The sequence below is a fragment of the Acinetobacter sp. G11 genome (assembly GCF_049808495.1).
GTDB lineage: Bacteria > Pseudomonadota > Gammaproteobacteria > Pseudomonadales > Moraxellaceae > Acinetobacter > Acinetobacter kookii.
Genome location: NZ_JBNCAT010000024.1, coordinates 1 through 26912 on the forward strand (window position 1 = coordinate 1; position 26912 = coordinate 26912).

Consider the following 26912-nt stretch of genomic DNA (forward strand, 5'->3'; position numbering starts at 1 on the left):
AACTTTTCTAAAAAGCTCGAAAATCATTTTAAAGCCTTTGATTTGACTTTCTTTTACCTTAATAACGGATTTGTTTAACGCTAGCATACTTTTTGAAACACCACCAAAAATGTTTTAAAAAGAAAAATAAAGGAATAAATATTGTAATCAAGGTCACTGAGACTAATAAGAAAAAACACTCCGAAGATGCCGCTGCATGTCGTTACCCTGAACCCGAAGAAGTTCAAGGTGGACGCGACGCATACTTGCTGGGTTTCCCATTCGAAGATGGGCATACACTCTAAATATGCAGAACACAATCCGTAGATTTAAGTATCGGCAGGGATATAGACTCACTGGCGAACACCTCAGAGATAGAATAAGTATAACCAATAATGAGGTGTTGGCAAATCCTCAATGTGCAACAACTGTAAAGTTAAATCGCAAATGCTGATAGTTTATTCAATTTAACAGGAAATTAAACCAAATCCTCGACGTCTTCTAAAATGGTCGTCAGCAAGCGCTCGCAATGGGCGTATTCTTGCAAGGATTTATTCATTGAAAGAACTTCCTGCATCAGTTCAAGCGCCACCATAATAATCAGTTTACTTGGTTCGACACGTGGCGCTTTACGGCGAAAATCATCATATTTTTCATTTAACAGTTCAGCTGCACGCTCTAAATCAGCTTTTTCTTTTTCAGTGGTGGCTAAACGAAAATTATGGCCGAGTACACGCAATTCCACAGCAATTTGTTCACTCATGATTAAATATCCTCATTTACATCGGCTGGGTGAGCAAGCTGTTGAATTTCTTGCGCATGCTGATCTTGAGCAGTACCTAAAATAGAAAGACGCTGAATAATGGCTTCAACTTTGGCTTTGGCATGTTCATTTTTTTGTAACAATCTTTCACGTTCCTGCTGCAAGCCTTGAATTTCCTGTTGAGCAAGACGCTGATCATTTTGCATCTTTTCTTTAATGACACGTAATTCATTACGCTCAGCCAGAATTTCCTGAAAACGGTTCTTAAGATCGGTACAGCTTTTTTCCAGGCGGCTATAACGGTCTGCCAAAGAGGCTGCATCGCTATTCAATTGCTTGAATTGTGATTGGGTTTCGCTTAATTGCTCGCTCAGATTATCTATTTCTTCTTGTTTCTGGGTGATGATGCCATTTTTTTGCACAATTTGGGCATGATGGTGCTCGTTGGAATCTGCTTTTGCAGCATTGAGGGCATCATTTTCACTTTTAAAATGCGCAAGTCGCGTTTTTAAAACGCCAATATGCGCCTGTAGACGCTGTAATTCTTCTAACATATCGTAGTCGCACAGTATCGCAAACAAAGGTAATATATAAGAAGTATAGAGATTGGATAAGCGAATGCAAGACGATATTTCAGGTTGGTCAGAATGGCACCACAATTTTTCAAAAATTGAAGAGATTTCAAGTCCAAGTGAGTTACATGGACTGCTAACGGGTATTGTTTGTGTTACTCAGGCACCCACCGGTGATGAATGGCAACAGATTTTAGCGACCCTTGAAATTCCGGCGCTAGAGCAGCAGGTTTTAGAGGTATTAACCGATGAAGCAGAAGATATTGCCCATGCTTTATCTGAAGATGAACTCGATTATTTGCCTTTGCTTCCGGATGATGAACATGTTCTTGCGGATCGTGTACAGGCCCTGGCAGACTGGTGTGCAGGTGTAGTATTGGGATTTGGTTTGGCTTCCGGTCATATCCGTCAGGATGAAATGGAACTGATTGAACATCTGCAGGATGTCGCAGCAGTCGAGTTTGATGAATCGGATGATGACGAAGAAGGCGAAGAAAGCTATCAGGAGCTTTACGAATTTGTGCGCTTGATTCCTGTCAGCCTGTCATTGGGACGCAAGAAAGTGGAAGTGGCAGAAACCCCATTGCTGCAAAACATCCAGCCGCAATTGCAAAAAAATACTGCGCCTACAGAAGCCAGCAGTGTAGTTGAAATGTTTACTCCGCATCGTCCGAGTTAATTCGGGCGATGGTGTTCAAGAACAGACCATTTAACTGACCCTTTAAAAGTTATCACCTACCCATAAAAGACAAAAGTACACTTAATGATGAAACTGACTCAAGCAGATTTTCAGGAACGTCGTGACCGCCTGGCAGAAGAAATGGGTCCGCACAGTATTGCAATTATTGCCACCAGTCCGGTTGCCCTGCGTAACCGCGATGCGGATTATAAATTCCGTGCAGACAGCAGCTTTTTCTATCTGACGGGCTTTGCAGAGCCTGAAGCCGTGGCGGTGATCGAGACTTTTGAGTCGATTGATGAAGGTTATACCTATAGTCTGTTCTGCCGTGAACGTAACCGCGAGATGGAAATCTGGAACGGTTACCGTGCCGGTGTAGACGGTGCAGTGGATGATTACGAGGCGGATGAAGCCTATGCCATTGACCTGCTCGATGAAGAAATTATCGAGAAACTGCACAATAAACAAAAGCTGTTCTATCGTATTGGTCATCAGGCCGATTTTGATGCCCGTGTAGCAAAATGGATTGCCAAAGCCAGTGGTGAATCACGCAAAGGTACTTCTGCACCTGCCCAAGTGATTCAACTCGACCGCATTGTGGATGAAATGCGTTTGCATAAATCTGAAAAAGAAATCAAGCTCATGCAGCTTGCATCGGATATTTCGGCAGAAGCGCATACCCGTGCCATGCAAACGGTGAAACCGGGCATGATGGAATATGCGCTGGAAGCCGAGCTGAATTATATTTTTGGTAAAAATGGCTGCGTGCCTTCCTATAACAGTATTGTCGGTGGGGGAGCCAACGCCTGCATTTTGCATTATGTGGAAAATGACAAAGCGCTGAATGATGGTGATCTGGTGCTGATTGATGCAGCCTGCGAATATCAGTTATATGCCTCAGACATCACCCGTACTTTTCCGGTCAATGGCAAGTTCAGTCCTGAACAGAAAGCCCTATATGAGCTGGTATTAAAAGCACAACTGGCTGCGATTGATGCCGTACGCATTGGCAATTCTTATAAGAAACCGCACAATGTGGCGGTACGCATTCTGGTTCAGGGTTTATTGGACCTTGGCATTATGCACGGTAATATTGAGGAAATTATTGAAAAAGAAAGTTTCCGTCAGTTCTACATGCATGGTACCGGACACTGGCTGGGCATGGATGTGCACGATGTCGGTTCATATAAACAGGATGGCGAATGGCGTGTCTATGAAGAAGGCATGGTGGTGACGGTTGAACCGGGTTTGTACATTGCACCGGATGATGAAACTGTCGATGCAAAATGGCGTGGTATTGGTATCCGTATTGAAGATGATGTGGTCGCTACCGAAAATGGGCCACTGGTGCTCACCAAAGATGTGGTCAAAACAGTTGAAGATATCGAAGCATTGATGGCAAAAGCCAAAGTAGCCTAAGCGATTTTTAGGATGAAAAGCCGATCAGATGATCGGCTTTTTTACTTACGTTTATCGCGAATAACTTAAATAAAACCAACCCAGTTAAAATTTAAAGTTTAAAAACTGACACGACTTCAACACAAGAAATCGGTTATTAGCATCAAAGCAACATATTAAATCTGCGTTCTTTCCCATAATTTCTTTGATCCTTAAATAAACTCTTAAATAAACTAAAGAACAGTGGGAGAAAAATGATGAGATTAAATACGATCGACTGGATTGCTTACGCTTTGGCGATTATTGGTGGCCTGAACTGGGGCTTAATTGGTGCATTTGATTTCAATTTAGTTGCTGCTATTTTTGGTGAAATGAGCGTTCTATCCAGGATTATTTATATCTTGGTCGGCTTGTCGGCACTCTACCTGATTTATACAGGCACGAAATTAGGCAGAACAGTGCATCATGAGCCTCAGACAAGAGTGCTGCGTTAGCAGATCACGACCGAATACAAAGACCCACTTGAAACCTCATGAAGGCGATTTTTCTGTAATCTGTATCATCGTGTTATGAGAATTTCATTGAGTCCGGAAAAACGGAGCTTAAGTTCCGTTTTTTTATGTTTCGAGATTGAAACATGACGGTTTTCCTGAGGAAATTTCATCTCCATATAGACTTGAAGCCCATCGCTTCAACATGTTTTTTCATGGTGGCTATTTGAGGAATATCGCCACGGTGTTTAGCGCCTAAGCGTTAAACATTTTTTATGGAGCCAAGACGCGAGGGAATAAGCCGAGTTTGACTGAAATCCATTCAGCATTGGATATCATCTATAACGGGCAGTGCTAATTCATTATAAAAATGCATTTCTTTGAGGTAATATAAAATCAATCAAGATTATAAGTATCTAGACCTGATAGATACGACATAAAAGGATCAAAACATGCAGCAAGAAGTGATCATCGTCGGTGGTGGTATGGTCGGGCTAAGTTTAGCCTTGATGTTGGCTAAGGCAAACATTGCAGTGAAGCTGCTCGAAGCCATTAAGTACCCCAATTATGATGATGCCAATCTTGTACCCTATCATTCCAGTTTTGATGCGCGTAACAGTGCCTTGTCACGCCGTAGCGTACAAATTTATCAGGAACTGGGTTTATGGAATTCCTTGCAGGAACATGCCACACCAATTCTGGAAGTGCATATTACCGAACAAGGCAGCTTTGGTAAGGCGCGTTTAAAAGCAGAACAGGAAAAAGTCGAAAGCTTTGGCCAGGTCATCGAAAATGCCTGGCTTGGTCGTGTACTACTTACGGAAGTACGTAAACAGCCTTTAATTGAACTGATTGATGGCGTACAAGTGACCTCACTGACCCAAGATGCCGATTGGGCTTATATCGAAGCACAACGTGGCGATGAAACCTTATCCTTACAAGCAAAACTGCTGATCGCTGCCGATGGCCGTGATTCATTCTGCCGTAAAGCCCTGGGCATTGGGGCATCGGTACATGACTATGACCAGGTGGCGATTGTCACAACCGTACAAACCTCAAAACCGCATAAGCATGTCGGTTTTGAGCGATTTAGCCCGCTTGGACCTTTGGCACTGTTGCCATTGCCGGGTGAATACCGCCGTTCGGTGGTATGGCCGGTGCAAAAGGGCACAGAAGGCGAATGGCTGGGCGATGAAAATGATCAGCACTTTTTGGATGCCCTGCAACACACCTATGGTGACCGTGCCGGTAAATTCCAGAAAACCGGTCGGCGTTTTAGCTACCCATTGTCGCAAGTACTTGCAGAAAAACAGGCGGTGGGCCGTGTGGTGCTGATGGGCAATGCAGCCCATACCATCCACCCGGTAGCCGGCCAAGGCTTTAACCTGTGTATGCGTGATGCCTATGTCTTGCTCCGTTATTTAACCGAAAAAGTCGCACAGCAAGCCGACTTGGGCGATGCAGCAATGCTGCAGGACTACGAAAAATCCCGTCTGACCGATCAGCAACGCGTGATTAAATTCTGTGATTCAGTGGTCCGTGGTTTTAGCAATAACAACCCCGTTCTAAAATTTATTCGGAATACAGGCTTGGTCGCTTTTGATACCATCCCAGGCATTAAGCCTCTGGTGGCCAATTACGCAATGGGGTTAAAAGCATGAGTCCAGTTCAAGCTGATGTTTTCGATGTCGTCATTATTGGTGGTGGTCTGGTCGGTGGTCTGACAGCATTATTACTGGCACAAGGTGGCGTGCAGGCCACGGTACTGGATGCTGCTCCAATCCTGGATGCCGGGAAAACCAAAAGTGTTGCCAACCCGCGTGTGCTGGCGCTCAGCCAGGCGACTATTCATTTATTGAAAACGGTCGGTGTCTGGGGAAAGCTGGCACGCCAGCAGCCCTATACAGGCATGCAAGTGTGGAATAAAAATGGCTATGGTGAAATTAATTTTGGGCATGCAACAGCGCAGACGCCATCGGTTGAGCAAGCTTTGGGGTCGATGGTCGAGCCAAGTTTATTGAACCTGGCCATTCAGGAAAAAATGCTGGAGCAGCTTCAGGATTATCGTACTCAGGTCAAGGTCACAGCTATAGAGCAGGGTGTGGGGGGAATCTGGCAGATTCACCTGGCAGATGGCACCCAATTAAAAACCAGACTGCTGATCGGCGCGGATGGCGCAAATTCCTTTGTTCGTGAACAGGCCTTTATTGACCTGGATATTCTGGATTATAAACAGGCCGGGTTGAGCTGTGCCATTCGAACGGCCCAGCCGCATCAGCATGTGGCCCGTCAGATTTTTCTGGAAACTGGCCCATTGGCCCTTTTACCGATGGCCAGTTTAAAGCCGGAACAGGAAGGCTATTGGCAATCTATTGTCTGGACATTGCCAGACGATTATGCTGAAAAATATGCAGCCTTGAATGATGCCGATTTTACCGCGTTGCTCACGCGTGAAAGTCATCACATGCTGGGTGAGGTGTTAGAGGCAACACCACGGGCACAGTTCCCACTGAAAGCACGTGCCGCACAGCAGTATGTCAAAGCCGGTTTAGCCTTGATTGGAGATGCTGCACATGTGATTCATCCACTGGCAGGTCAAGGGGTCAATATTGGCTGTCTGGACGCAGCCATTTTATGCGATGCACTGTTGCATGATCTGAAACGTGGCGTATGGGCACATGAACAGACCTTGCAGCGCTACCAACACCGTCGCAAAGGTCAAAACGATGCCATGATGCACAGCATGTCTGCGATTGGATGGATGGAAAGGACCCCGCTTTTCCCCGTGGTGTGGGCACGAAATTTTGGCTTGAAACAAGTGGAACAACATGCCGCATTAAAAGATGCTTTTATGTCTCAAGCCAACGGATTACAGATCTTAAAAGATACACGATATGCGGTTTAAGCAGGAAAAACTGTTTTTTGTACAAATATTTATATAAGGTTACTTTTTTGATTAAAAAAGATACGATTTTTTTTAAATTGACCCTATGCGAAAGCTAAAGAGATTGCTAAATTTCTTCCTAGTTCACAATCAATTTAAATTGGATGGATAGACGTCATTTTTGGGGAGAAAGGAAGATGACAGATATGAATGACTACGATGATGTAGAAGACACTGCAGTCGATGAAGATGAAGCAAAAGCTGCTGAAAAAGGCGCATCTGACAGTGATTCAGTTGCAACTGATGGTGATGTTGCTGAAGCCGAAACACTGACAGTGACTGCTAAACTGAAACAGCGTCAAGCTTTGGAAGATGAAGTGGCTGCTTTCCTTGCTCGTGGCGGTCGCATCACTGAAGTGCCTGCAGACGAGTCAGCAAAAGATTAATAGATTCTTTTGCCAGCTTGGCTACAAAATAAAAAAAGCATCACTTTTCGTGATGCTTTTTGCTTTTAAACCTGCTTTTAACCTTACAGCCGCTTAGACCTTATTGCTGAGTTCCAAAGCGCGTTGATACGCCACTTTCTTTTTTATTCCCGTTAAATCTGCGGCCAATTGTGAAGCGGCCTTGACGGATAAGTCCTGTAATAAACGGGTCAAGAGCTGGTCCAGTTTTTCCTGCTCCAGATCCTTTTCTTCAGTTGCACCGCCAATCACCAGCACAATTTCACCTTTTTGCTGGTTGTGGTCAGCTTCAATAAACTGAACCAGTTCTGCCAGGGTCATCTTTTTGATGGTTTCAAAGGTTTTGGTAATTTCACGGGCAAAACCCACAGGACGATCGGCACCAAACACCTGTGCCATATCTTTGACTGACTCTAAAATACGATGCGGTGCTTCATAAAAAATCAGGGTTTGGGTTTCATCTTTCAGCTTTTCCAGCTGGCTGAGACGCTGGCTTTGGCGTGAGGGCAAGAAACCTTCAAAACTGAAGCGGTCACTCGGCAAGCCGACAGAACTGAGCGCCGCAATGGCGGCACAGGCACCCGGAACCGGAATAACGCGAATATGATGTTCTTGTGCCGCACGAACCAGTTTAAACCCCGGATCGCTAATCAGCGGCGTACCCGCATCACTGATCAGGGCCATATTTTCGCCATTCAGCAAGCGCTGGATCAAGATGTCAATTTTATTACTTTCATTATGTTCGTGACAGGCAGTCAGTGGAGTTGCTATATTAAAGTGCTTTAATAATTGAGCGGAAGTACGCGTATCTTCTGCCGCAATGATACTTACAGACTTTAGAATATCAATAGCACGATAAGTAATGTCATCTAAGTGCCCAATTGGGGTTGCTACAACAAATAACTGAGCACTCATAAGGTTTCTCCAATGTTGAATAATAAAAAATTAATTGGCTTCATCCTGTATTGCATTTTCAATCACGCTCAAGCTGAAGTGCTGGTCATTTTACCTGAATCGGGGCCTATGGCGCGAGCCGGATTAAGTGTCAAACAGGGTTTTATGAGTGCTTATCAGGCATCAGAGCTGGAAACACCCATTAAATTTGTAAACTCGGACAAAAAACCGATTGCGCAGTTGCTTAAACAAAATGTCAATAAAAAAACCCAAATGATAGTCGGACCTTTGGCACGGCAGGAGGTGGAAGCTTTAATCCAGATACAGCCGAAGGTTCGGGTTTTGGCCCTGAATGAAGTATCCTCACAATCTGCAAAGGTAGGACAATTTAGCCTGTCCAAGCAGGATGATGCGGTGGCGCTAAATCAGGTATTGCAGAATGACCAAATCAAAGAGCTGTATGTGTTGCAGCAAAAAGACTCGGGAACTGACAATGAACTGTTTTTGATTTCTTTACTCACTGAAACCAATTATCCTCTGAATTTAATTGAAGAAATACCCAAAAAGTTAAATAAACATACCGGTTTGTTGCTACTGGGAAACAATGCCTGGCTGAATAAACTGCCCAAGCTGCCGCATAAAAACATCTATATTTTACCGAATGCCATTGAACAAGATCAGGTATTGCCTGTAGGGGTAAAGTTTTGTGATGCGCCGGCCTTATATGAATCTGAATGGCCAGATGTCATCCAGGCCGCTCAAGCAAACGCCGCTTCCATGGCCTATCAGCGCCTGATCGCTTTTGGTGGGGATGCCTGGCATATTGCGAGCCAGTATTTGGCCGAACCCAATTTAAAAATTATGCAGTTCCAGGGGCGGACCGGACTGATTCAAGTCAATAACAATCAAATCCAGCGCATTCCACACTGTTATGAAAATACCAAAAAGGGAATCAAAGGATTGTAATGTCAAATCTTCCGGCACATTTAAATCTGGGACAATGGGCTGAACAGCAGGCTTTAATATTATTACAGACCCAAGGCTTTCAGCTGGTTGTGGCAAATTATCATTGCCGTTACGGGGAAATTGACCTGATTGTACAGCAGGCTCAGGAACTGGTTTTTGTCGAAGTCAAGGCGCGTTCAGTGACCCAGTATGCCCAATCCTTCGAAAGCATTTCTTTATCCAAACAGCGCAAAATGATGAAATCGGCACTGTGCTTTTTGTATGCCCATCCTGAATTGCAAACCTTTTATTGTCGTTTTGATGTGATTTGTTTTGATTTTCTTCAACAATTTGCAAAAACCATACAGCAAGATTTTTCCAAATTCACTTATGATCAACAATGGATTGAAAATGCTTTTACTTTTGATGAAGAGTTTATTAATCTTTGAACAAAATCATAGCGTAAATGCTGACATAAAATAGAACTGAATAATGAGGAGTCTTGCTGAGTGTTTAACCGTATTGCAATGACGTTACTGTGTGTAGCAAGTTTATCTGGTTGTGCAAGTTTTATCTCTAGTGGCACAGGATCAGCCCCGGTGGGTACAGAAAGTGGCGCCCGTTCTCTTGGACAGGTGTTTATTGATTCCTCAATCGAACGTACCGCTAAAATCAATTTATATAAATTAGACAGTCGTTTTAAACAATCCCGTGTCAATATTGAAAGTTTTCATGGCAATGTATTATTAACCGGTCAAGTGCCAGATGCGCACTTGAAACAGCTGGCGGAAGATAATGTCCGTGCCATGAGTGATGTGAAAACCGTGCATAATTACATTGCTGTCGGTAACCAGATTGGTTATGGCACCATTATGCAAGATACCACTGTGACGGCAAATACGCGTGGCCTGATTATGAAAGCTGTGGTGGTGTCTGACAGTAAAGTGCGCATTCACACCGAAGATGGTGTTTTATATGTGATGGGGCGTTTAAACACGGCTGAAATTAATGATCTGAATCAGGTGCTGCAACAAGTCGGCAACGTGACTAAAATTATTACTTTAATTGATAATATTGAGCAATCGCGTGCCATGACTTCAAGTTTTAGTAGTCCTGTCGTGAATGCACTGCCGGTTGAACAGACACCGGTGGCTATTGATCCGGATCAAGCAGAGCCAACCTATGCTCAATAAGGTTGTACAAACAGTTGGTAAAGAAATTCAGCAAAAAGTCGAAAAAGTGAAAATATTGTACAAGGATTTTCGCCTTTACGATTTTGGTAGCTATGCCCTGAACCGTTTAACCCCGCGTAAAGGCTATACGGTCACTGAAAACATTGCTTATGGTTTAAAAGCACGTCAGCGTTTAGATATTTTCTCTGCGGCATCTCCTCTAGAGCATCGGCCTTTAATCGTGTTTGTGCATGGTGGGGCATGGCTGCATGGAGATAAAAAAGACTACCGTTTCGTGGGTGAAGCCTTTGCCAGAGAAGGTTATGATGTTGCGGTGATTAATTATCATCTTGCGCCCGAGCATGTATTTCCCAGTTATATTGATGACCTGAGTTTGGCCTTAAACTATTTGACCCAGCATCAGTCCAGATACAATATCCAGACTGAAAAACTGGTATTGATGGGGCACTCGGCGGGTGCATTTAACGTGATGTCGGCACTTTATCATCCGACACCTTATCCTTTGCAATGCCGCAGCCAAATTCGTGCCATTATTGGTTTGTCTGGGCCATATCATTTTGATTATAAAGATGATCCGATCTGTGCAGATGCTTTTGACCAAAGCGTGCCTTATCAGCAGGTGATGCCTTACTATTTCGTGGAAAGCAATACGGTGCGACATTACCTGTTTTTAGCCTCCAATGATCAGGTGGTCGGACATAATAATTCAGAAGATTTACATCGGATTCTGCAGGAAAAGGGCAACCATAGCCAGATAATTACCATCCCGGGTACTGGACATGTGTCTATTATGGGTTCGGTTTCCAGTTTGTTCAGCCGCTATTTCCAGACCAAGAAACAGATTTTGGCGGTTCTCGATGAAGCGCTAAAACCCTGACTTAAAGCCATTCACGGGTGTCATCTGCTACAGGATGACCTTCGGTAATATGTTTAATCATGGCATATGCAATACTGCCTTTAAATGGAATTTCAGGCAGTTGGTCAAATTTAAAGAATTGCGCATCGCTAATCTCTTCTTCTTGTAACTGAATGTCGCCAGAAGCATATTCAGCACGGAAGGCGAGCATCAGGTTACTTGGAAAAGGCCAGGGCTGGCTGGCAAGATACTGGATATTTTTGAGTTTTAAGCCCACTTCTTCAAAAGTTTCACGGCGTACTGCTTCTTCCAGGGTTTCTCCTACCTCAACAAAACCGGCAATCAGACCGTACATATTCGTTTTGTTTTTGGCATTTTTAGCCAGCAGAATTTCATCTTGACCACGGGTAATCACGGTAATGACACAGGGCTGTACCCGTGGATACTGATGATAACCACATGCTGGACAAACCATGGCATATTCAGTCGCATGGGCTTCAGTTGGATGTCCACAATGACTACAGAACTTGTGGTTGCGGCGCCATTCTAACAGCTGGATGGCACGACTGGCGGCTTCGAATTGTTGGGTATCCCAGAGCGTTAATAATTGACGGATGGGCACCAGTTGCAGGCCGGCAGGAATAGGCTCGTTTTCGAGAAGGTCACGGGCAATCACTTGATCACCCGTGTTGAACTGAAGGTCACTTGCTAAACGTTCTACTCGGGGGAGCTGAAAGTTTTCATCGACTAAAAGTTGATGCTGATGGAAGATATAAGCAAGTGACAATTCGGACATTAGGCAACAGTTTTCAGTTTTTCGCTACTTTGCAATGCTACATCAAACATCGACTGCAGGACAGGCTGTTTTGATTTTAAATTGTCAATCAGCATGTCGGCACTGGCTAAGGTGTCGAGGATGTGGTTGATTTGTTCAGCAGTAATCGTTGCAGAATTTTCAATTTGCTGTTGGATAAACGTTGCAGCAGTGTTCAATGAAGTCTGACCGGATGGGGCATTTAAGAACAGCAGGGCACCACCAATTTCACGCAATTGGGTTGGAATATTCTCAAGCGCAGCCAGATTTTGATCTTGCATGTACTGCATCAGGATTTGGCTGGAAAGCTCAATCACGGCTTTGGTTTCATTGAGTAAAGCCTCATGCGCTTCATCTAAACGGTCCAAAGAGATGTTCATGTTATGGACACGAAGCTGTAAACGGCTTGAAGTGTGATGACGTTCCAGAACCCCAATCGAATTCATTGCCGATAAAATGCAACTCATCAATTGCTGAGCAAAATTTTCATCTTTCAGCACTTCAGCCTTGTCCAGCAAGTTGGCTTGGCGAGATAAATCGTTGAAAGCTTCACTCAGATTCAATACTTTGAAAATGTTGGCAAGACTGATTAATTTGTCCTGTAATTCCTTCGTTTTCTCAGCTGTCATGTTTTGATAGTTGAATTCGATGTCATTACGAATTTGTGCCATTTCTGTGGTCACAAGTTCACTAATGGTATGCATGGTATCAAAATCAGGTCCATAGAGATGGCGGCTGAATACCTGCAATTGGGTATCGGTCAAATGATCTTCACCCACATTTAGCTGGCTACGGATATGCTGGGCCGTCTCATCTTCCTGGCTAATGCACAAGCTCAAGATGTTGGCTAAATCCGGCAGGCTTGGCTTAAAGCGCTCTGGAGCACTGAAATATTGTGCCATATTGCGTTCAATACTGATCAGGGTACGTAAACGCGCATCATTGATCAATAAGTGATCTACCTGATTAAATGCCACATGCACCAGATTCCAGTATTGCTTGCTTGGCGTGTTTTCTGCCAGACCTGCCAGATAGGCCCCGACCAGTTTGATGGCCTGCAGATCTAATTCAGTCTCTTCCTGTTTAATCAGCTTGTTTAAAGACAGTTTGTACAGGCGATGTACATATTGCGACTTTTCCAGGCTGGGTGCTTGAGGAAGTTTAAAATCGGGAGTAATACAGTCCAGTAATGACTCGATATGCTGACCTTCATGCGTAATCGGTTTACCCAGCACAATTTCCAGACGATTCAGGGTATCGAGCAGGAATTGTGGAATTTTAACTTCACGTAAGCAAATAAATTCGATGTAACGTTTCAACATGGTGGTGCCTTCACTTAAGGCCACCACTTCCTGAGTATTAATCTGCGCAGGATTCCCCATAATCTTGCGCATTAACTCTGCGGAATATTGGGCAATTTTAGCCAGGCTTTGCATGTCAATAAGAGCAAGAACCTGAGCACACTGCTCAAATTGATTAAGTGCATCATCAATACCGAAAGGTAAAGTCTGGTCTTCTGCCAAGGAACTAACCGCTGATTCAACTAATTTAATTGAATTATCAACCTCATTTTTTATTATCAGCAATGCAGTCGGGTCAAAATGAATAGAGGTTTGGTAAGACATGTATCTGCACCTTTCCTAGTGTTTTATCTGTTTGTGATTAGCCCGTTCAAGGCCAAACTTCTTTGCGTTTAACTATAACGTAAGTGCTAAACGATTAAATACAAAAAACCACTAGAAATGTAGATTTTATTTTGCAAAAAGACAAGCTGTTCCATGTTTTTCTTCAAATTGTTTGACCCAATTCTCATGTGCTTCCAGTTCTTCGGCTGAAGGTAGAATGACAGGCAGGTCAATTTGCACAGCGGAGCGGGCAGTTTGCCCCTGTTGTTGATCAGCCTCGGTCAGGGTATCCATATCGAAAGACACCTGACCGCCAGTCATGGCCAGGTAGACATCTGCCAGAATTTCGGCATCGAGTAAGGCACCGTGGAAAGTACGGTCACGCTGCGGAATTTCATAACGGCGCACCAAAGCATCGAGCGAATTTTTTTGTCCCGGATGCTTGCTCTTGGCCATGGCCAAGGTATCGGTTACTTCACAGACTTCCGATAAGGCCACAAAGCCTGCGCGTTTAAACTCCATATCCAGGAAGTTCATATCGAAGGTCGCGTTATGCGCAATAATTTCTGTGCCTTTTAAATAGTCAAACAGCACATCGGCAATCTCTGCATAAAGCGGTTTGTCTTTCAGGAACTCATCTGAAATACCGTGAATGTTTTCAGATTCACCGACCGGTTTTTGCGGATTGATATAAATATGAATCGAGCTGCCGGTCAGTTTGCGGTTGACCATTTCAATTGCCCCGACCTCAATAATCCGGTCAGTGTCCTGAAAATAGAAACCGGTGGTTTCGGTATCCAGAATCAGCTGGCGGGGACCGTGAACTTCTTTGCTGCGTGGGGTAATCACGATATGTGGGTGTAACGGTTTTTCGGAAGCAGATGTTGCGCTTTCTAAAACAGGTTCCGGAACTTGCACTTGTGGTTGCATGGTGTCTGCCTGAGGGTTTTCCTGTTCCGCATTTTCTAAAACATCGTTTTCTAAAGCTTCGCTGTCATCTTGCAGCTCGGCTTCCATCAGGTCAAAACCAAAGGGATCATCTAATAGCCAGTCCTGCTCAGCTTTTTTTTTATCCAGCATGTCGGCTTGTTCTAAAACAGTTTCGGCAGATGACAAGAGATTTTTCATGGCTTTTAAGGTTTGATCGGCACCCTGGTTGGCCAGTTGATCCGCCATCTCATTGCCTGGATGACCGGTATGGCCCTTAATCCAGTTCCATTCAATATCACGCCCCTGACAGGTCGCATCCAGTAATTTCCACAGGTCCGGATTTTTGACATCTTTCCAGTTTTTCTTTTTCCAGCCATGAATCCATTCAGTGATGCCTTGCTTAACATACTTGGAATCGGTCCAGATGATCAGTTTGGCATCGCGCGGACAAAACTGAATACCTTCAATTGCCGCGGTGAGTTCCATGCGGTTATTGGTGGTTTCCGCTTCTCCACCACACAGTTTATGCTTTTCCGATTCGGTAATGATATATGCACCCCAACCGCCTAAACCGGGATTGCCGCGACACGCGCCATCGACATAAAGAGTGATTGTTTGAGTCATATAAACCAAATCCGAACGCTATAAATGAGAGTCAAAATAAACCAGGTGACTGGCATATTGTATAACGCAATTTCACTTTAAAAGTGTATTACACGGTTATTTTTTAAATTCTTGTAACATTTATAGTGAAATCGCGCTAAATTAATCCCTTGTGTCTACCCCATGCTTCACTACAATGGCAGATCTAAAAAATAAATTTTATACGAGTTGTTTGGATTTTTTTATGTATAAACCAACCGCGATTTTGTGGCAGCCAACCTTACCCAATTTTTTAAAAATAACAGTACTGGGTTCAGCTTTAGCTGCATTAGGACTGTCAGGCTGTTCTTCAAGCCAGAGTGCGACACATGGCTCAAAATCGAAAATGGTGGGTTCATCCGGATATCTGGATGCCGACAGCTTGGATTCATTGGAAGATTTATTGTCTGCTACAGATATGAGCGCAGTAGAAGGCGATCGCCTGCTGATTTTAAAACATGGTGATGTCTGGAAGCGTATGACCGTCGGTTTCAAGATGGATCATAGCCATTGGGATGCCCGTATTGAAGCACAGCGCGGCTGGTTCATTTCCCGACAGCCTTATCTGGACCGTTTAAGTGCCCGTGCTTCACGCTATCTGTATCATACCGTGAAAGAGGCGGAACGCCGCGGTTTGCCGACGGAACTGGCTCTATTACCGATTATTGAAAGTTCCTATGACCCTGCTGCGACCAGTAGTGCGGCAGCAGCCGGGATGTGGCAGTTTATTCCAAGTACCGGACGGATTTATGGTTTAAGACAGACCAGTCTGTATGATGGCCGTCGTGATGTGGTGGAATCGACCCGTGCAGCCTATGAGTTCCTGGGTGGCTTATATAACCAGTTTGGTTCATGGGAACTGGCCTTGGCAGCTTACAATGCGGGTCCGGGGCGGATCCAGCAGGCGATTAACCGCAATAAGGCAGCCGGTTTGCCTACAGATTACTGGTCACTGAAACTGCCTCAGGAAACCATGAACTATGTGCCACGCTTCCTGGCAGTGGCACAAATCATTAAAAATCCTGGGGCCTATGGGGTGTCTTTACCTCCGATTGCCAACCGACCACACTTTAGAGAAGTTCCGGTAGGGCCGGTAAACTTAAATGAAGTTGCCTCCATTACCGGTTTAAGCCGCGCCGAGCTATACCAGCTAAATCCAGGGCATCGTGGAGACTGGGTTGATGAGCAAAGCCCGATGAAGATCATTATTCCTGCGGATTTAAGTCCTGCTATTGATGCCCGGCTTAAAAAGTTATCGCCAAGTTCTGGGGCGTTATGGGCAAGTACGGCAAAACCTTTTATTCCGGAAAGAAGCAATCCGCCTGAGCTCAATACGCAAGTGATTAATCCGGCAAAAACAGCGCCACCAGTATTAACCGCCAGTACTTCTACAAGTACTTCTAAAAGTTCTCAGCCAGTGACTGCGGCAAATCCTGTGACAGTCACCAAGCCTTCAGGTACCAAACGTGTGGCTACGCCTCAAGGCTCTGATGCCTTGGCATCTTTTGCTGCAAATAGCGATATTCCAAGTGCACCACGTATTCCTGTTGCGGTGAGTCAGGTGGCAAATGTCAAGCCTGTGACGGTAGAACCTCCATTGTCTGCCGCTGAGCGTGAGCAGATTATGGCAGCAGTGAAAGCAGAAGGTGAAAATAAAACGCTAGAACAGGTACTGCAACCGGTAGCCAGTAAAGCTGAACAAGAAAAAGTCGTAGCAGAAATTAAAGCGATTGCACCGCAAGGCACCGAAATTGTCGATCCGTTTGACGGCAAAATCAAGTTAACGGCTATTCAAACCAGCCTGTCGGTAGCTGAACAGCAAGGTAAGGAGTTAACCAAAGGTTTTGCTTATCCAAAAGGTGTGGCGGAAAGTACCAAGCCTGATTCAGATGAAGCCAAACGTAACCAGGGCAAAAATTACGTTAAGACAGATACTGAAATCGTAGTGGTTGCGCCAAAAGGAAAACGCAGTACCTATACCGTTCAACAGGGCGATACTTTAGCCGTCATTGCCATGAAAAATGGCCTGAACTGGCGCGATGTCGCGAAATGGAACCAGATAGATCCAAGCTCTCCGCTGTACGTGGGAACCAGTATCTATTTATATGATGCCAAACCACAAAGCGAGAAAAATACTGAAGCTTCTTCATCGGCCAAGTCTAAAGCACAGCCTGAAACTTATGTAGTGCAGGCCAATGACAGCCTGACCGGAGTGGCCAGCCAGTTTGGCTTGTCGGTGAAACAGCTGGCAGATTTCAACAACTTATCGGTCAGCAGCGGTTTGCGTGTGGGGCAAAAATTATCGTTAAAAGACACGGCACAAAATAATTCCGATCTTGTTGAAAGCAAAAGCAATAATTCAAAATCTGCTGCTAAAGTGAAAACCAAATCTTATGTGGTGAAACGTGGCGAATATCTTAAACTGATTGCTGACCGTTATGCCTTGTCCAATCAGGAGCTGGCCGATTTAACCACCGGTCTGACTGCGGGCAGTAGTTTAAGGGTGGGGCAAAAAATTAATGTGCCACTGCATGAAGTAGACAGCAAGCCAGAAGAAAAAGCGAGTCCGGTTAAAATAGATCCGGTAGATATTGAGCCAGCCTATAAAACGGAAAGTTATCAGGTGCAACGTGGCGATACCCTGTCGAGCATTGCAGCCAAATCGAAAATTTCCTTAACCGAACTGGCACAGCTGAATAAATTATCCAGCAACAGTGGCGTCCGGATAGGCCAAACCCTGAAGATTCCTGCAAGTTCAACTGTTCCGGAGAGTTATACCGTGCAATCCGGGGATAGCTTGTCTGCCATTTCTGCCAAATACAATTTAGGCATGGATTATATTGCCAATATTAACGGCATTAACCGCAATGCTGGCTTACGTGTGGGACAGCGTTTGAAACTGACGGGTGAAGAACCGGTCGCAGCATCAAACAAAGTCGAAGCGAAAATTGAAAAAGTCAGCTTTGAAAAGAGTGATAGCCATGTGGTTAAACCGGGCGAGACCTTAAGCAATATTGCAAAAAAATATCATTTACAGCGGGATTATTTGGCAGCATTGAATGGCTTGACCCGCAATTCAACGGTCCGTATTGGACAGCGTTTAAAAATTGACGGGGATCTGCCAAAGCTGGACGCTAAAGTGGATGAGCCTATGTCAAAAGCAGTGAAGTCATCTAACAACACCGATGGGTATACCGTGAAATCGGGCGAGTCATTGAACGCCATTGCCAGTCGGACAGGGGTATCGGTTGCTGAATTGGCAGCGATGAATGGTCTTAGCCCTCGTTCCGGTTTACGTGTCGGCCAGCAGATTGCTATTCCTAAAACTGTGGTTGAATATAAAGTCAAACGTGGTGATACCCTGATTGGCCTCGCCAACCGTTATGGTCTGGAAAGTGCAAAACTTGCGGAAATGAATGAGATGCAACCCAATAAACAATTGCGAATTGGTGATGTGATTAAAGTTCCAAACTTATAATAAATGCAAAGACAGGGAGTCATTTAGATGTCATTTGCCAGGGCGAAATATTGGGGTTTTGCATGGGGGCTCAGTCTTTTGACCCAGGGGCTATGGGCTGCGGTGCAGACCACGCCCTATATTGCGGTACATAGCCAGCCGAAATATGCTGGCTTGTTGGTCATGCCCTATGCCAATGCCCAAGCGCCTAAAGGCGGCTATTTAAGTACTGCCAGCAATGGCACGTTTGACAATTTAAACAGTATGAATGGCAAAGGCAGCTCAACCGATGGGGTGGAGTATCTGTTTGATTCGCTGATGTCGAATTCGCTGGATGAGCCGGGGGTGATGTATCCCTTGCTGGCCGAGAAAGTGACTTATGATCCCAAGCAGACCCAATATGTCATTTTCCACCTCAATCCCAAAGCACGTTTTAGCGATGGCAGTGCAGTGACTGCCGAAGACGTCAAATTTACTTTTGATACTTATCAAACCAAGGCCAATCCTGGACTGCAAATGTATCTGGCCGATCTGGATAAAACTGAAGCATTGTCCAAATATACGGTCAAGATGAGCTTTAATTCTGCCAATAATGCAGAGATGCCACTGATTCTGGCGCAGATGCCAATCTATTCCAAAAAAGACTGGCAAAAGAAGGATTTCACCCGGGTCACCATGCAGCCGATTTTGGGGTCAGGGCCTTATCTGATTGACCGGATTGATGCCGGTCGCAGCATCAGCTACAAACGCAATCCAAACTACTGGGGCAAAGACCTGCCGGTCAATAAAGGCCGATATAATTTTGATCGCCTGAAATATGTTTATTACCGCAATCTGGACATTGCCTTTGAAGGTTTTAAGTCGGGGCAATATACCCTGCATGAAGAATTTACCGCACGTAAATGGGTCACGGAATATCGTTTTCCCGCCGTCCAGGCAGGCATGGTGGTGAAATATAGATTCAAGCATCAGAACCCGATTCCGACACAAAGTTTTGTGTTTAATAGCCGCCGCACACCTTTTCAAGACATCAAGTTTCGACAAGCCATCACCTACGCTTACGATTTTGAATGGCAAAACAAGGCGCTGTTTTACGGACAGTATCGACGCTTACAGAGCTATTTTGCCAACAGTGAACTGGAGGCTAAAGGCACGCCCAGCCCTGCAGAGCTGGCAATTTTAAAACCCTATCTAGCCCGACTGAGTCCGATTCAGCGGCAGGGTGTTTTGAAAGATTGGAAATATCCGGTGTCGGATGCCAGCGGATTTAACCGCAATAATCTGCTGACGGCGCGTCAGCTACTCATCAAAGCCGGCTATACCTTTAAAAATGGCCGTTTGCTGGATACCCAGGGCAAGCCGATCCGGATCGAATTTCTAATCCATCAGGATGGTTTGCAGCGTACCTTGATGCCGTTTATTCGCAACATGAAACGTCTGGGCGTCGAAGTGGCGATCCGTCATGTCGATGTACCGCAGTATATCGAGCGCATGCGCACCAAGGATTTTGACATGACCACCAACGTGATGCCGCAGTCGCTCAATCCGGGCAATGAGCAGGCACAGTTCTGGGGCAGTGCATCGGCAGATCAGCCGGGGAACTACAACTATGCAGGCATTAAAAATCCTGTGATTGATGCGATGGTCCAGCAGCTTATTCATGCACCGAGTCGTGAGCAGCTGGTACTCAGAACCCGGGTGCTGGATCGTTTGCTGCGTGCCGGTTATTATCAGATTCCGACCTATGGTAAGGGAGAAAACTGGTTTGCCTACTGGAACATGTATCATCAGCCCAAGGTAAAACCGAAGCTATCATCGGGCATTGACTACTGGTGGAGTGATGCCGGACAAGCGAAAAAAGTCACTCAGTATTTACGTCAAAAATAAACAAGAAGTCATAACGCAGGCACAAGGAACGCTGTTTCGATGGGCATATATATATTAAAAAGACTGCTGCTGATTATTCCAACGCTGTTTTTCATTTTATTGATTAACTTTGTGGTGATCCAGATTGCACCGGGTGGCCCGGTTGAGCAAGCCATTCAACAGGCAGAAGCTTTTCAGGGGCTGGGTGCAACGGGTGGCGAAACGGCCAGTGCCAAAAGCAATTATCAGGGAGCGAAAGGCTTAAGTGATGAAATGGTGCAGAAGATTAAAGCTCAATATGGCTTTGATCAGCCTGCGCACATCCGTTTCTGGAACATGCTGAAAAGTTATGCCAGCTTCGATTTCGGGACCAGTTTTTTTAAAGACAAGCCGGTCACGCAATTGCTGTGGGAAAAAATGCCGGTGTCTTTATCTTTGGGCCTGTGGAGCACTTTGCTGATTTATCTGGTGTCGATTCCCTTGGGCATTAAAAAAGCCCGCCAGCATGGCATGCTGTTCGATAAATCCACCTCGCTGTTACTGGCGATCGGTTATGCCGTGCCTGCCTTTGTATTTGCGGTTTTACTGATTGTATTTTTTGCCGGGGGTTCCTATTTTCAGTGGTTCCCGCTGCAAGGCTTGGTGTCGGAAAATTTCCACAGCCTAAGCTGGCTGGGCAAAATCCAGGACTATTTCTGGCATATGACCTTGCCTTTGCTGGCTATGGTGATTGGCGGTTTTGCCGGACTGACCTATCTCACCAAATATTCCTTTATGGAAGAATTAAACAAACAGTATGTGCTGGCGGCACGATCCAAAGGTCTCACCGAATCACGGGTGCTCTATGGTCATGTCTTCCGTAATGCCATGCTGATCGTGATTGCCGGTTTACCGGAAGCGCTGATTGGCATTTTCTTTGTTGGTAACCTGTTTATTGAAATCATTTTCAATCTGGACGGGTTGGGCCTGCTCGGTTTTGAGGCCATTCAACAGCGCGATTATCCGGTGATTTTTGGCACATTGTTTCTGTTTACTTTGCTCGGTTTGGTGCTGCGACTGATTAGCGATGTGCTATATCAGGTGATTGACCCGCGGATTAATTTTGAATCGCGAGGTGCTGAATAATGTCCCCATTAATGCAGGCGCGCTTGAAACGCTTTCAGGAAAATAAACTCGGCTTTGCTTGTCTCATCATCTTTGCCATTATTTTTGCATTGTCGCTGGCTTCTGAACTGATCGCGAATGATAAACCCCTTTTAGTGAAATACGATCATTCACTTTATGTGCCGGTGTTGAAGTCTTATCCGGAAACGACTTTTGGTGGGGTATTTGAAACCGAAGCCGATTATAAAGATCCGGTGGTGCAGCAATTGATTGATGAAAAGGGCTGGGCGATCTGGCCGCTGATTCAATATTCCTACCAGACGCCTAATCTGGAACTGGCAGTCCCCGTACCTTCTGCACCGACTGCACAAAACTGGTTGGGAACCGATGACCAGGGACGAGATGTATTGGCCCGTATCCTTTATGGTTTGCGCGTATCGCTGCTGTTTGGCTTTGCCTTAACCTTTGCTTCAGCATTGCTGGGCATCGCGGTTGGCGCGATTCAGGGCTATTACGGGGGATGGGTCGATTTATTGGGTCAGCGTATTCTGGAAGTGTGGGGCGGTTTGCCGATGTTATTCATGGTGATGATTCTGGTCAGCATGTTTACCCCAAACGTCTATTGGCTGTTTCTGATTATGCTGTTATTCGGCTGGACCACTTTGGTCGGTCTGGTGCGTGCCGAATTTTTAAAGGCGCGCAATCTGGACTATGTGCGTGCCGCACGCAGCCTGGGAGTTACAGACCGGACCATTATGCTGCGCCACATCTTGCCGAATGCCATGAGTTCCAGCCTGTCGCAGCTTCCTTTTATGTTGACCGCCAACATCACCGCTCTTACCGCATTGGACTTTTTAGGCTACGGTTTACCTCCGGATGCAGCCTCTTTGGGTGAATTGTTATTACAAGGCAAATCCAACCTGAATTCACCATGGCTGGCACTGTCCGGCTTCTTTACCCTGGCCATTGTCCTATCTTTACTGATTTATATTGGGGAGGCGACACGCGATGCATTCGATCCAAGACGCCAATAATCCGCAAGCCTTGTTAACTGTCCAGCATTTAAATATCCGGCAAGCAGAGCAGGTGCTGGTAGCTGACCTGAATTTTCAGTTGCATGCCGGTGAAACTGTTGCCCTAGTCGGTGAAAGTGGTTCGGGCAAGTCGATTAGCAGTCTGGCCTTGCTGGGGCTGTTGCCCAGTACCTTAAAGATTCAAGGTCAGGCCATATTGGGACAGCAAAATCTACTGGCACTGAAAACCGAACAGCTGCGCCAAATTCGCGGCCAGAAAATAGCCATGATTTTTCAGGAACCGATGACGGCTTTAAATCCCTTGCACAGGGTGGAAAAAATAATTGGGGAAACCTTGTTGCTGCAAGGCTGGTCCAAACAGAAGACCCGGGCACGCATTATTGAATTGCTGCAAGATGTTGGTATTACCAACCCTGAAGATAAATTGCGCCGTTATCCGCATGAGCTTTCCGGCGGGCAGCGGCAGCGCGTGATGATCGCCATGGCACTCGCCTTAGATCCGGACATTCTGATAGCAGATGAGCCGACCACGGCGCTGGATGTCACCTTACAGGCACAGATTCTAAAACTGCTTAAATCCTTGCAGCAAAGCCGCAAGATGGCGATGATCCTGATCAGTCATGATCTTAATCTGGTGCGTCGCTATGCCGATCAGGTCATTGTGATGAACAAAGGCGTAGTGGAAGAACAGGGTAGCGTGGCGGAAATCTTTCAACATCCGAAACAGGCCTATACCCGTGATTTGCTTAATCATGATTTTGGTGAGGCGCTGCACATTCCAGAAGCTGAAAATTTATTGACCCTAAAGCAGGTTGCGGTGAAGTTCCCGATCAAGCAGGGATTACTCAACCGGGTCAAAGACTACTTTGTCGCGGTAGAACCCTTGGATTTGCAGTTAATGCAAGGTGAATCGATTGGCATTGTCGGCGAAAGCGGTTCAGGCAAAAGCTCGCTGGCTTTGGCCATTAGCCGTTTGATTAAAAGTGGCGGTGAAATTGTGCTGCTGGGCACCGATTTAAACCGGTGCAATGAAAAGCAGTTACGGCCTTTACGCGCTGAATTTCAGATCGTGTTTCAAGACCCGTTTAGCAGCCTGAATCCGCGCCTGAATGTGGAACAGACTATTGGTGAAGGTTTGGGCCTAAAAAAATTCTCAGCGACAGAAATATCGCAGCGGATTGATGAAGCCCTGGAAAAAGTCGAATTGCCGGTGTCGTTTCGAAGCCGTTATCCGCATGAGCTGTCTGGTGGGCAACGTCAGCGTGTCGCCCTGGCACGTGCCTTGGTATTGAGTCCTAAACTGCTGATACTGGATGAGCCGACTTCGGCGCTGGACCGTACCACGCAGCGCGCGATTGTGAAATTGCTCAGACGCTTGCAGCAAGAGCATCAGATCAGCTATCTTTTTATCAGCCATGACCTGCAAGTGGTCAAAGCCCTGTGTCAGAAAGTGCTGGTGTTGCGCCGTGCACAGGTGATGGAATTTCAAGGTACTGAACAGCTGTTTTTAAATCCGCAAACGGAATATACCCGTCAATTAATCGAAGCCAGCCAGTATGTTTAAAATTACTGACAAGTCATATTGTCAGAAGAGTCATTGACGGATAACGAAATAAGTTTAGGGTATTAAGGCTAAATAAATACAAATACATCGGGATTAAGAGATGAGCCATCTTGCTGAAGCAACAAGTATTCGACATACCACCTTTAAAAACAGAATCATCAAAGCTGCGATGAGTGAAGCCTTGGCAAATGACGCAGGTCAGCCAAGCCAGTTGCATTTTAATCTGTATGAAGCTTGGGCTAAAGGTGGCTTGGGCTGTGCGATTACCGGCAATGTCATGGTGGATGTTCGCGCCAAAAATGAACCGGGCGTGGTAGTGATTGAGTCAGAACGTGATTTGCCCAAACTACAGCAATGGGCAGCGCTCGGCAAGAAATATGGCATGGTGCAGCTGGTGCAATTGTCACATCCTGGCCGTCAGTGTCCCAAAGGTTTAAACAGGGAAACTGTTGCGCCTTCGGCGGTGCCTTTTTCTCCGATGTTGGCAACCACCTTTGGTACGCCGCGTGAATTACGTGAAGACGAAATTTTTGACATTATCCAGCGTTTTGCCACTTCTGCACAAATCTGCGAAAAAGCCGGCTTTGAAGGCGTGCAGCTGCATGGCGCGCATGGTTATCTGATCAGCCAGTTTTTATCGCCATTGACCAACAAGCGCCAGGATCAATGGGGCGGTTCGATAGAAAACCGGATGCGCTTACTGCTGGAAATTTATAAGGCTGTCCGTGCGGCAACTTCGGATCAATTTATCATTTCCGTAAAACTGAACTCGGCCGATTTCCAGCGTGGCGGCATTAGCGAAGAAGAAGTGGTTGCGGTGTTTAAAGCCATAGATGCCGCAGGAATCGACTTGATTGAAGTTTCAGGCGGAACCTATGAAGCTCCGGCCATGGCAGGAGCCAAGGCAGAAAAACGCAAAGCCAGTACCATTGCCCGCGAAGCCTATTTCCTCGATTTTGCCGAGAAAATTCGTAAAGAAGTGAAGTGTCATTTAATGGTGACCGGTGGCTTCCGTACCGTAGAGGGGATGAATGCGGCACTCGACAGTGGTGCCTGCGATTTTATTGGCATTGCCCGTCCATTGGCAGTGGAAACAGATTTAACCGATCGCCTGATTGCGGGGCAGGATGTACGTTATGCGGTGCATAAAATTAAAACCGGCGTTCCCATGGTCGACAAAATGGCAATTATGGAAATCATCTGGTATGCCGCACAGTTTAAAGATATTGCGCGAGGCAAGCGTCCGAATCCAAAACTGTCTCCGATAAAAGTTTTCCTTAAATATGCCAAAAACAATATTACCGCGATTATTAAAGGGCAGATTAATTCACGCCGTAGTGCTTAACGGGATGAGCCTGCTTTAGACCAGGAAGATTTAAATTGTGCAGCAGACCATCATCCTTTTTTCCGTGCATGCTGAAAGGCAGGTCTGCTCTATTTTTATGATTTTTTTGGCTGTGTAGCAAAGATTAGGCGATGCAGGAATTCAATCCGTTTAAAAACAAAAAAGCCTGATTCATCATGATCAGGCTTTTTGCTGAGATATTGCTATCTCGAATATGGCGACCCTACGGGGATTCGAACCCCGGTTACCGCCGTGAAAGGGCGATGTCCTAGGCCTCTAGACGATAGGGTCATCTAAGAATTGGCGTCCCTACGGGGATTCGAACCCCGGTTACCGCCGTGAAAGGGCGATGTCCTAGGCCTCTAGACGATAGGGACGTTTCAGAGGTGGGCGTATAATAGGGTGGATAGGACACCCTGTCAAACCTTTTTCTAGGATAATTTTTAAAAACGGATTCAACTGAATAAAAATGAAGCAAAAGCGTGAAATGTATTTTGAAAAGCACTATTTTTCTGCGCTTAAACCCTCAATGATGCTGTTGATCACCGCTGGATGCTGTAAGTAACCGCTAATGCTGTGAGGATTATAAAAAGATGTGGTAATGGCCTGGTTAATGATGGGTGGCTGAAAATTGAAGGGCGCTTCGGATAAAGGGAAAGCAGTCAAAAAATCATCAGGCGAATAAAAATTAAACCAGTCGCCCTGCAGTTGCGGTGGTCTGGAAATCGGGGTGACGAGTTTTTCCTGAATGACTCTAAAAGCCAGGGGAGAGCCTAAGGTAATAAAGCGCTGTATTCTAAAATGCGGATATTGATGCAGCAGGTTGTAGGTAATGACCGAACCGAGGGAATGCGCCACCATAATATGATCTAGCTCGGGATGAAGATAAGACATGATCCGGTGATGGACTTCATGCATGAAATCCGGGTTAGATAAATATAAATAGGTTTCAATCAGGAATTTATGGATAAAGGTTTCATGCAGCTTGGGATAATGATTCAGAAATAGTGCCAGTTCCTTAAATGCATGATCTCTGGTGAGTGCGCTCATGAGGGCTAATCGCTGTGTGAATGACTTGGCGCATTCGGCGTTTACACTCGGTAATCTACTCGCACAGGGATGCTGTTCCGGGACAAGGGTAGTGTTATGCCTTAAATGAAAGGGAAGATGCAAATGCGGAATAGACTTGGGTAAAAAAGTCTCCAGATCAAGGTTGTTATATAAATGATGTTTGCTGAGCAAATCTCCATAAAAGGGGAAGCGTATTTCCAGGGCATTAAGATCAATATTTTGCTGAGAATTACGCAAACCAGTCTGAAAAGCAGATAGCCAACGCTGTTTTAATGAGGGTTGATCATAATTTTGTTGATTCATGCCGTGAATAAAAATGATTTTCATACATGGTCAGAGCTT

At 45.5% G+C, this 26912-nt stretch carries 23 protein-coding genes, 2 tRNA genes, 1 other RNA gene and 1 pseudogene; 17 read left to right on the forward strand and 10 right to left on the reverse strand.

Going from position 1 to position 26912, the window contains the following annotated elements:
* Positions 1 to 78 (forward strand): annotated as a pseudogene (locus ACPUEY_RS09885) (IS1 family transposase); the annotation flags it as partial.
* Between the two features lie 95 nt (positions 79 to 173).
* Here ACPUEY_RS09885 and ssrS read toward each other — a convergent pair.
* The 3 genes from ssrS to ACPUEY_RS09900 all read right to left on the reverse strand — a co-directional run bounded on the left by ssrS (position 174) and on the right by ACPUEY_RS09900 (position 1296).
* Positions 174 to 357, reverse strand: a non-coding RNA gene (ssrS, locus tag ACPUEY_RS09890) — 6S RNA.
* Positions 358 to 457: 100 nt separating this feature from the next.
* Positions 458 to 742: a cell division protein ZapA gene (locus ACPUEY_RS09895; RefSeq protein ID WP_092819936.1), complete on the reverse strand. Its 285-nt coding sequence runs from the start codon at positions 740 to 742 to the stop codon at positions 458 to 460.
* A gap of 2 nt (positions 743 to 744) precedes the next feature.
* Positions 745 to 1296: a hypothetical protein gene (locus ACPUEY_RS09900; RefSeq protein ID WP_092819935.1), complete on the reverse strand. Its 552-nt coding sequence runs from the start codon at positions 1294 to 1296 to the stop codon at positions 745 to 747.
* A 64-nt stretch (positions 1297 to 1360) separates the two neighbouring features.
* Here ACPUEY_RS09900 and ACPUEY_RS09905 point away from each other — a divergent pair, with 64 nt between their 5' ends.
* The 6 genes from ACPUEY_RS09905 (at position 1361) to ACPUEY_RS09930 (ending at position 7212) form a co-directional block, all read left to right on the forward strand.
* Complete coding sequence (locus ACPUEY_RS09905; protein WP_092819934.1) at positions 1361 to 1993, forward strand: UPF0149 family protein; 633 nt, start codon at positions 1361 to 1363, stop codon at positions 1991 to 1993.
* 87 nt (positions 1994 to 2080) lie between these two features.
* Positions 2081 to 3412, forward strand: coding sequence for a Xaa-Pro aminopeptidase (gene pepP / locus ACPUEY_RS09910; RefSeq protein ID WP_425121955.1), 1332 nt, complete (start codon positions 2081 to 2083; stop codon positions 3410 to 3412).
* Between the two features lie 236 nt (positions 3413 to 3648).
* The gene (locus ACPUEY_RS09915) at positions 3649 to 3885 is read left to right on the forward strand and encodes a DUF378 domain-containing protein (RefSeq protein ID WP_131273268.1); all 237 of its coding nucleotides are present in this window, start codon (positions 3649 to 3651) and stop codon (positions 3883 to 3885) included.
* 449 nt (positions 3886 to 4334) lie between these two features.
* Entirely contained in the window at positions 4335 to 5543 is a 1209-nt protein-coding gene (gene ubiH, locus ACPUEY_RS09920; protein ID WP_425121956.1) for a 2-octaprenyl-6-methoxyphenyl hydroxylase, read from the forward strand.
* Positions 5540 to 6787, forward strand: a complete 1248-nt coding sequence (locus tag ACPUEY_RS09925; protein WP_425121957.1) for an FAD-dependent monooxygenase — start codon at positions 5540 to 5542, stop codon at positions 6785 to 6787. The genes ubiH and ACPUEY_RS09925 overlap by 4 nt, the downstream gene beginning before the upstream one ends.
* A gap of 176 nt (positions 6788 to 6963) precedes the next feature.
* Complete coding sequence (locus tag ACPUEY_RS09930; protein WP_086194938.1) at positions 6964 to 7212, forward strand: hypothetical protein; 249 nt, start codon at positions 6964 to 6966, stop codon at positions 7210 to 7212.
* Positions 7213 to 7305: 93 nt separating this feature from the next.
* On the opposite strand, the gene rsmI is transcribed toward ACPUEY_RS09930, so the two are convergent.
* Entirely contained in the window at positions 7306 to 8145 is an 840-nt protein-coding gene (rsmI, locus tag ACPUEY_RS09935; protein ID WP_092819929.1) for a 16S rRNA (cytidine(1402)-2'-O)-methyltransferase, read from the reverse strand.
* 12 nt (positions 8146 to 8157) lie between these two features.
* Between rsmI and ACPUEY_RS09940 the strand changes: the two genes are divergently transcribed.
* Genes ACPUEY_RS09940 through ACPUEY_RS09955 form a run of 4 tightly spaced genes read left to right on the forward strand, consistent with a single transcriptional unit; the run spans position 8158 to position 11139 of the window.
* Entirely contained in the window at positions 8158 to 9090 is a 933-nt protein-coding gene (locus ACPUEY_RS09940; protein ID WP_425121958.1) for a penicillin-binding protein activator, read from the forward strand.
* A complete protein-coding gene (locus ACPUEY_RS09945; protein ID WP_425121959.1) occupies positions 9090 to 9518 on the forward strand; it encodes a YraN family protein in 429 nt (142 codons plus the stop codon). Before ACPUEY_RS09940 ends, ACPUEY_RS09945 begins: the two co-directional genes overlap by 1 nt.
* A gap of 60 nt (positions 9519 to 9578) precedes the next feature.
* Positions 9579 to 10262: a BON domain-containing protein gene (locus ACPUEY_RS09950; protein WP_261182167.1), complete on the forward strand. Its 684-nt coding sequence runs from the start codon at positions 9579 to 9581 to the stop codon at positions 10260 to 10262.
* Positions 10252 to 11139 carry an alpha/beta hydrolase gene (locus ACPUEY_RS09955; RefSeq protein ID WP_425121960.1) on the forward strand — a complete coding sequence of 296 codons (888 nt, stop codon included), beginning with the start codon at positions 10252 to 10254 and terminating at the stop codon, positions 11137 to 11139. The genes ACPUEY_RS09950 and ACPUEY_RS09955 overlap by 11 nt, the downstream gene beginning before the upstream one ends.
* Before the next feature lies 1 nt (position 11140).
* Here the strand turns inward: ACPUEY_RS09955 and nudC are convergent, their stop codons facing one another.
* The 3 genes from nudC to dnaQ form a co-directional block, all read right to left on the reverse strand.
* Positions 11141 to 11914 carry an NAD(+) diphosphatase gene (nudC, locus tag ACPUEY_RS09960; protein ID WP_425121961.1) on the reverse strand — a complete coding sequence of 258 codons (774 nt, stop codon included), beginning with the start codon at positions 11912 to 11914 and terminating at the stop codon, positions 11141 to 11143.
* Positions 11914 to 13557 (reverse strand): chemotaxis protein, encoded by a 1644-nt coding sequence (locus ACPUEY_RS09965; RefSeq protein ID WP_425121962.1) that lies wholly within the window; start codon positions 13555 to 13557, stop codon positions 11914 to 11916. Before ACPUEY_RS09965 ends, nudC begins: the two co-directional genes overlap by 1 nt.
* A 126-nt stretch (positions 13558 to 13683) precedes the next feature.
* Positions 13684 to 15111, reverse strand: coding sequence for a DNA polymerase III subunit epsilon (dnaQ, locus tag ACPUEY_RS09970; protein ID WP_425121963.1), 1428 nt, complete (start codon positions 15109 to 15111; stop codon positions 13684 to 13686).
* 223 nt (positions 15112 to 15334) lie between these two features.
* On the opposite strand from dnaQ, the gene ACPUEY_RS09975 reads away from it, so the two are divergent.
* From ACPUEY_RS09975 to ACPUEY_RS10000, 6 genes are all read left to right on the forward strand, one after another.
* Entirely contained in the window at positions 15335 to 18607 is a 3273-nt protein-coding gene (locus ACPUEY_RS09975) for a LysM peptidoglycan-binding domain-containing protein (RefSeq protein ID WP_425121964.1), read from the forward strand.
* Between the two features lie 27 nt (positions 18608 to 18634).
* Complete coding sequence (locus ACPUEY_RS09980; protein ID WP_425121966.1) at positions 18635 to 20473, forward strand: extracellular solute-binding protein; 1839 nt, start codon at positions 18635 to 18637, stop codon at positions 20471 to 20473.
* 39 nt (positions 20474 to 20512) lie between these two features.
* Positions 20513 to 21577: a microcin C ABC transporter permease YejB gene (locus ACPUEY_RS09985; RefSeq protein WP_092819919.1), complete on the forward strand. Its 1065-nt coding sequence runs from the start codon at positions 20513 to 20515 to the stop codon at positions 21575 to 21577.
* Complete coding sequence (locus ACPUEY_RS09990) at positions 21577 to 22590, forward strand: ABC transporter permease (RefSeq protein WP_261182194.1); 1014 nt, start codon at positions 21577 to 21579, stop codon at positions 22588 to 22590. Before ACPUEY_RS09985 ends, ACPUEY_RS09990 begins: the two co-directional genes overlap by 1 nt.
* Complete coding sequence (locus tag ACPUEY_RS09995; RefSeq protein ID WP_425121968.1) at positions 22565 to 24154, forward strand: ABC transporter ATP-binding protein; 1590 nt, start codon at positions 22565 to 22567, stop codon at positions 24152 to 24154. Before ACPUEY_RS09990 ends, ACPUEY_RS09995 begins: the two co-directional genes overlap by 26 nt.
* Positions 24155 to 24254: 100 nt before the next feature.
* Entirely contained in the window at positions 24255 to 25499 is a 1245-nt protein-coding gene (locus ACPUEY_RS10000; protein WP_425121970.1) for an NADH:flavin oxidoreductase/NADH oxidase family protein, read from the forward strand.
* 215 nt (positions 25500 to 25714) lie between these two features.
* On the opposite strand, the gene ACPUEY_RS10005 is transcribed toward ACPUEY_RS10000, so the two are convergent.
* The 3 genes from ACPUEY_RS10005 to ACPUEY_RS10015 form a co-directional block, all read right to left on the reverse strand.
* Positions 25715 to 25790 (reverse strand) — tRNA-Glu (locus ACPUEY_RS10005).
* Positions 25791 to 25800: 10 nt separating this feature from the next.
* Positions 25801 to 25876: transfer RNA gene (locus tag ACPUEY_RS10010), tRNA-Glu, on the reverse strand.
* A gap of 127 nt (positions 25877 to 26003) precedes the next feature.
* A complete protein-coding gene (locus ACPUEY_RS10015) occupies positions 26004 to 26897 on the reverse strand; it encodes a hypothetical protein (RefSeq protein ID WP_425121971.1) in 894 nt (297 codons plus the stop codon).
* Positions 26898 to 26912: the final 15 nt, after the last annotated feature.